Annotated in this window: 5 protein-coding genes; 4 read left to right on the top strand and 1 reads right to left on the bottom strand. The window is 68.7% G+C overall.

The window, feature by feature from the left end:
- From LI92_RS19595 to secA, 4 genes are all read left to right on the top strand, one after another.
- Window positions 1-251: hypothetical protein (locus LI92_RS19595; RefSeq protein WP_046321905.1), on the top strand; the 251-nt coding region annotated here is incomplete at its 5' end.
- A 36-nt stretch (window positions 252-287) separates the two neighbouring features.
- Window positions 288-935, top strand: coding sequence for a ComF family protein (locus tag LI92_RS19600; RefSeq protein ID WP_046321906.1), 648 nt, complete (start codon window positions 288-290; stop codon window positions 933-935).
- A 130-nt stretch (window positions 936-1,065) separates the two neighbouring features.
- Window positions 1,066-1,758: a ribosome hibernation-promoting factor, HPF/YfiA family gene (hpf, locus tag LI92_RS19605; protein WP_046321907.1), complete on the top strand. Its 693-nt coding sequence runs from the start codon at window positions 1,066-1,068 to the stop codon at window positions 1,756-1,758.
- A gap of 109 nt (window positions 1,759-1,867) precedes the next feature.
- Window positions 1,868-4,660 carry a preprotein translocase subunit SecA gene (gene secA / locus LI92_RS19610; RefSeq protein ID WP_046321909.1) on the top strand — a complete coding sequence of 931 codons (2,793 nt, stop codon included), beginning with the start codon at window positions 1,868-1,870 and terminating at the stop codon, window positions 4,658-4,660.
- A gap of 16 nt (window positions 4,661-4,676) precedes the next feature.
- Here the strand turns inward: secA and LI92_RS23935 are convergent.
- On the bottom strand, window positions 4,677-5,129 hold a 453-nt coding region (locus LI92_RS23935; protein WP_046321910.1), incomplete at its 5' end, for an Rv3235 family protein.

Below are 5,129 nucleotides of genomic sequence, written 5' to 3' on the forward strand. Positions count from 1 at the left end.
GGGCCTACACCGATGCCCTTGTCTATGACGGCGGACGGGTTTCCGACGACATCTTCGCGGTCCTCAAGGCAAACCTCTCCGACCCCGAAATCATGGAGTTGACCTACATCACCTGCATGTATGACATGCACTCCACCATCTGTCGCGCGTTGCGCCTGGAGTTCGACGACCGGCCCGAGCTGATCGAGGAGGTCCAGGTGCCCGAGGGCATGCACGTCGCGGACCTCTCCGCTGACCTGGCCGGACAGTGATGGCGGGTTGTCGGTATCGCGGCGCAGGATAGGCGTGTGCTTGACGCGGTGCTTCCCCTGCAGTGCGGGGGCTGCGGTGCGCCCGGCGCCCGCTGGTGTGCCGCCTGCGCCGCCCAGCTGACCGTCGGGCCCGACCACCCCCGGGTGGTCGGGCCAAGGCTGGACCCGCAGGTGCCGGTGTTCGCTCTCGGCCGCTACGCCGGGCCCCGCCGGCAGGCCATCGTCGGGGTCAAGGAACGGGGGCGTAGCGACCTCGTCGCGCCGCTGGCATGCGCCCTGGGTGCGGCACTGCAGCGGCTGCTGAGCTGGCAGCTGCTGGAGCTGCCGGTGACGCTCGTTCCCGCACCCACCCGCGCCGGCGCCGCCCGGCGGCGGGGAGGCGATCCGGTGACGCGGATCGCCGCGGCGGTGGCGGACCGCGAGTGCGGCGTCAGGGTGGCGCCCGTACTGCGAATGCGGGCGCTGACTCGCGACTCGGTCGGGCTGGGGGCCGGCGCCCGGCAGCGCAACGTCGCCGGCCGCGTGGTGCTGCGCCGGCGGCGGCTGGCGGGCATCTGCGGCGCCGGCGATGTCGTTCTGGTCGACGATGTCGTCACCACGGGTGCCACGCTGGCCGAGTCGGTTCGGGTGCTGTGTCAAGCCCGTCTGCCGGTCGCGGCCGCACTTGTGATCGCGTCGGTATGAGATGGGTTCCAAATGGGTGCGCCAAATCAGTGGCACGTATCGGGCGGCATGGCTACGGTCGTCATCATGAGGTCCCCGGGACCGTAGGGCGGCATCAGTTCGTGGTCGAGACGACAGGAGAGTGTCGAGCATGGCAAATCAGTTTGTGGAAACCCGGCCGGCGGCCGTCGACGCCGATGAGCGGCCCGAGCAGTCGGGCGCGGAGATCGTGGTCAAGGGCCGCAACGTCGAGATTCCCGACCATTTCCGGGTTTACGTGTCCCAGAAGCTGGCCCGCCTGGAGCGGTTGGACCGCTCCATCCGCCTGTTTGACGTCGAGCTCAAACACGCCAACAACCGGCGCCAGCGAAAGTCCTGCCAGCGGATCGACATCACCGCGCACGGCCGTGGGCCGGTGGTTCGCGGTGAGGCCAGGGCCGACAGCTTCTATGCCGCCTTCGAGGCCGCCATCGACCGGCTGGAGAGCCGGCTGCGTCGCGACAAGGGGCGGCGCAACGTCTCCTACGGAGACAAGACACCGGTTTCGGTGGCCGAGGCCACCGGGGTCGGCAATCTGGACCCGGCTTTCTTGGCGGGTGCCTTCGACCGGGGCGGCACCGCCGAACCCGATCGCCGGGACGACAGCGAGGGCTACGGCCACGAGCCCGGCCGGATCGTGCGCACCAAGGAACACACCGCCACGCCGATGTCTGTCGACGATGCGCTCTACGAGATGGAGCTCGTCGGGCACGATTTCTTCCTGTTCCACGACAAGGAGACCGACCAGCCCTCGGTCGTCTACCGGCGGCATGCCTACGACTACGGCCTGATCCGCCTGGTCTGAGGGCAGGCCCTCGCACGCTGCGTTGGCGGCGCATTACCGCCCTCGGTGACGGTGTCACCTACCATGGGTGACGCTCGTAAATGCCGAAGACTGAGTAGGGGACATAGCCGTGCTGTCCAAGTTGCTGCGTTTTGGTGAAGGCCGCATGGTCAAACGGCTCAGAAAGGTCGCGGATTACATCGACACCCTCTCCGGCGACGTCGAGGCATTGACCGACGCGGAGCTGCGGGCCAAGACCGACGAGTTCCGCGCGCGCCACGAAGGCGGCGAGTCCCTCGACGACCTGCTGCCGGAGGCCTTCGCGGTGGCCCGGGAGGCGGCCTGGCGGGTGCTGAGCCAGCGGCCCTTCCACGTCCAGCTGATGGGCGGCGCAGCGCTGCACTACGGCAACGTCGCCGAGATGAAGACCGGTGAGGGCAAGACCCTGACCTGTGTGCTTCCGGCGTACCTCAACGCGATCGCCGGCAAGGGCGTGCACGTCGTCACCGTCAACGACTACCTGGCCAAGCGCGACAGCGAGTGGATGGGCCGCGTGCACCGCTTCCTCGGCCTGGAGGTCGGGGTGATCTTGTCGCAGATGACCCCCGACGAGCGGCGCATCGCCTACAACGCGGACGTCACCTACGGCACCAACAACGAGTTCGGCTTCGACTACCTGCGCGACAACATGGCGCACTCGCTCGACCAGCTGGTGCAGCGTTCGCACAACTTCGCGATCGTCGACGAGGTCGACTCCATCCTGATCGACGAGGCCCGGACCCCGCTGATCATCTCCGGGCCGGCCGACGGCAGCTCCCACTGGTACACCGAGTTCGCCCGGATCGTTCCGTTGATGGAGAAGGACGTCCACTACGAAGTGGACCTGCGCAAGCGCACCATCGGTGTGCACGAGGCCGGCGTCGAATTCGTCGAGGACCAGCTCGGCATCGAGAACCTCTACGAGGCCGCCAACTCCCCGCTGGTCAGCTACCTCAACAACGCCCTGAAGGCCAAGGAGCTGTTCAACCGCGACAAGGACTACATCGTCCGCAACGGTGAGGTCTTCATCGTCGACGAGTTCACCGGCCGCGTGCTGGTGGGTCGGCGCTACAACGAGGGCATGCACCAGGCCATCGAGGCCAAGGAGCGGGTGCAGATCAAGGCCGAGAACCAGACGCTGGCCACGATCACCCTGCAGAACTACTTCCGGCTCTACGACAAGCTCGCCGGCATGACCGGCACCGCCGAGACCGAGGCCGCCGAGCTGCACGAGATCTACAAGCTCGGGGTGGTGCCCATCCCGACCAACAAGCCGATGGCACGCATCGACCAGATCGACCTCATCTACAAGACCGAGGAGGCCAAGTTCCTCGCGGTCGTCGACGATGTCGCCGAACGCTACGAGAAGGGCCAGCCGGTGCTGATCGGCACCACCAGCGTCGAGCGCTCGGAGTACCTGTCCAAGCAGCTGACCAAGCGTCGGATCCCGCACAACGTGCTCAACGCCAAGCAGCATGAGCGCGAGGCGCACATCATCGCCGAGGCCGGCCGGCGCGGCGCGATCACGGTCGCCACCAACATGGCCGGCCGCGGCACCGACATCGTGCTCGGCGGCAACGTCGACTTCCTGGCCGACCAGCGGCTGCGCAGTCAGGGACTGGACCCGGTGGAGACACCCGACGAGTACGAGGCCGCCTGGGATGCGGCGCTGCGTGAGATCAGGGACGAGGCCGCCGCCGAGGCCAAAGAGGTGATCGAGGCGGGCGGCCTGTACGTGCTGGGTACCGAGCGGCACGAGTCGCGGCGTATCGACAACCAGCTGCGCGGCCGGTCCGGCCGGCAGGGCGACCCGGGCGAATCGCGGTTTTACCTGTCGCTCGGTGACGAGTTGATGAGACGGTTCAACGGAGCGGCCCTCGAATCACTGCTGACCCGGCTGAACCTGCCCGACGATGTGCCGATCGAGGCCAAGATGGTCACCCGGGCGATCAAGAGCGCCCAGACCCAGGTCGAGCAGCAGAACTTCGAGATCCGCAAGAACGTGCTCAAGTACGACGAGGTGATGAACCAGCAGCGCAAGGTCATCTACACCGAGCGCCGCCGCATCCTCGACGGGGAGAACCTGGCCGAACAGGCCCACGACATGCTCGTCGACGTGATCACCGCCTACGTCGACGGTGCCACCGGCGAGGGCTACGCGGAGGACTGGGACCTTGAGCAGTTGTGGACGGCGCTCAAGACCCTCTACCCGGTGGGCATCGACTATCACGAGCTGCTGCACGCCGACGACATCGGCGAAGCCGACGACCTGACGCGTGAAGAGCTGCTCGAGGCGCTGCTGGCCGACGCCGAGAACGCCTACGCCGCACGGGAGGCCCAGGTCGACGAGGCCGCCGGCCCCGGAGCCATGCGGCAGCTGGAACGCGGGGTGCTGCTCAGTGTTCTGGACCGCAAGTGGCGCGAGCACCTCTACGAGATGGACTACCTCAAGGAGGGCATCGGTCTGCGGGCGATGGCGCAGCGCGATCCGTTGGTGGAATACCAGCGGGAGGGCTTCGACATGTTCCGCGGCATGCTCGACGGGCTCAAGGAGGAGTCGGTCGGCTTCTTGTTCAACGTCGCCGTCGAGGCGGTGCCGAAGCAGCCGGTGGCACCGGTGGACGCCCCCGAAGGCCTGGCGGAGTTCGGACTGCGCGCCAAGGGCATCGACGGTGCCGACGGCGCCGACGGAGCCAATGGTGCCGACGGCGCTGCGGGGCTGACCTATTCGGGGCCGGCCGAGGACGGTTCCGCGCAGGTGCGGCGCAGCGGTGACCTGCAGCCCGCGGGAGCCAACGCTCCCCAGTCGCGCCGGGAGCGCCGGGAGGCGGCCCGCCGGGAGGGCCGGGGGTCGCGGTTGCCGAAGGTGCCGCGCAAGGGCTGAGACACCCGACTCGGCCTCACCCGATGTGCAGGGCGACGACCTGCCACGCGGTGCCGTTGCGGGTTTCGGGTACCGACTCCACGCGGCAGGCCAGCGCATGCGTGCGCCGTCCGCGCCGGTAGGTGCCGAAAACCTCCACGGCGCGAGCCACCTCACCCGAACCCGCCGGCTGCACTCGCACCCGCACCAGGGTGGCCGGTTCGGCCCGGCCGGCCGGGGCGGCCGTGCGCACCGCCAGCACGGTTTCGGCCAGTCCCGCGGCGAGCAGCCCGAACAGGTGTGCCGCGGGCCGGCGCCCGTCCAGTACTTCCAGGACGCGGCGCAGGGCGGCGTCGGCGAACATCGCCGCCGACCGCAACGGCGCAGGCAGCACGGTGCGAGCCGGATGTGCCGGACGAGTTCGACCCGAATGCTTGTGGCGCGCCCGGACGCATCCCGACGGCGCCGGTGAACGTCCGGGCGGAGCCGG

It is taken from the genome of Mycobacterium sp. UM_Kg1 (assembly GCF_000972925.1).
Lineage (GTDB): Bacteria > Actinomycetota > Actinomycetes > Mycobacteriales > Mycobacteriaceae > Mycobacterium > Mycobacterium hiberniae.

Bases quoted from the DNA above. Each gene is read 5' to 3' on its own strand.
- hpf (WP_046321907.1), top strand. From the start codon at position 1,066: ATGGCAAATCAGTTTGTGGAAACCCGGCCGGCGGCCGTCGACGCCGAT.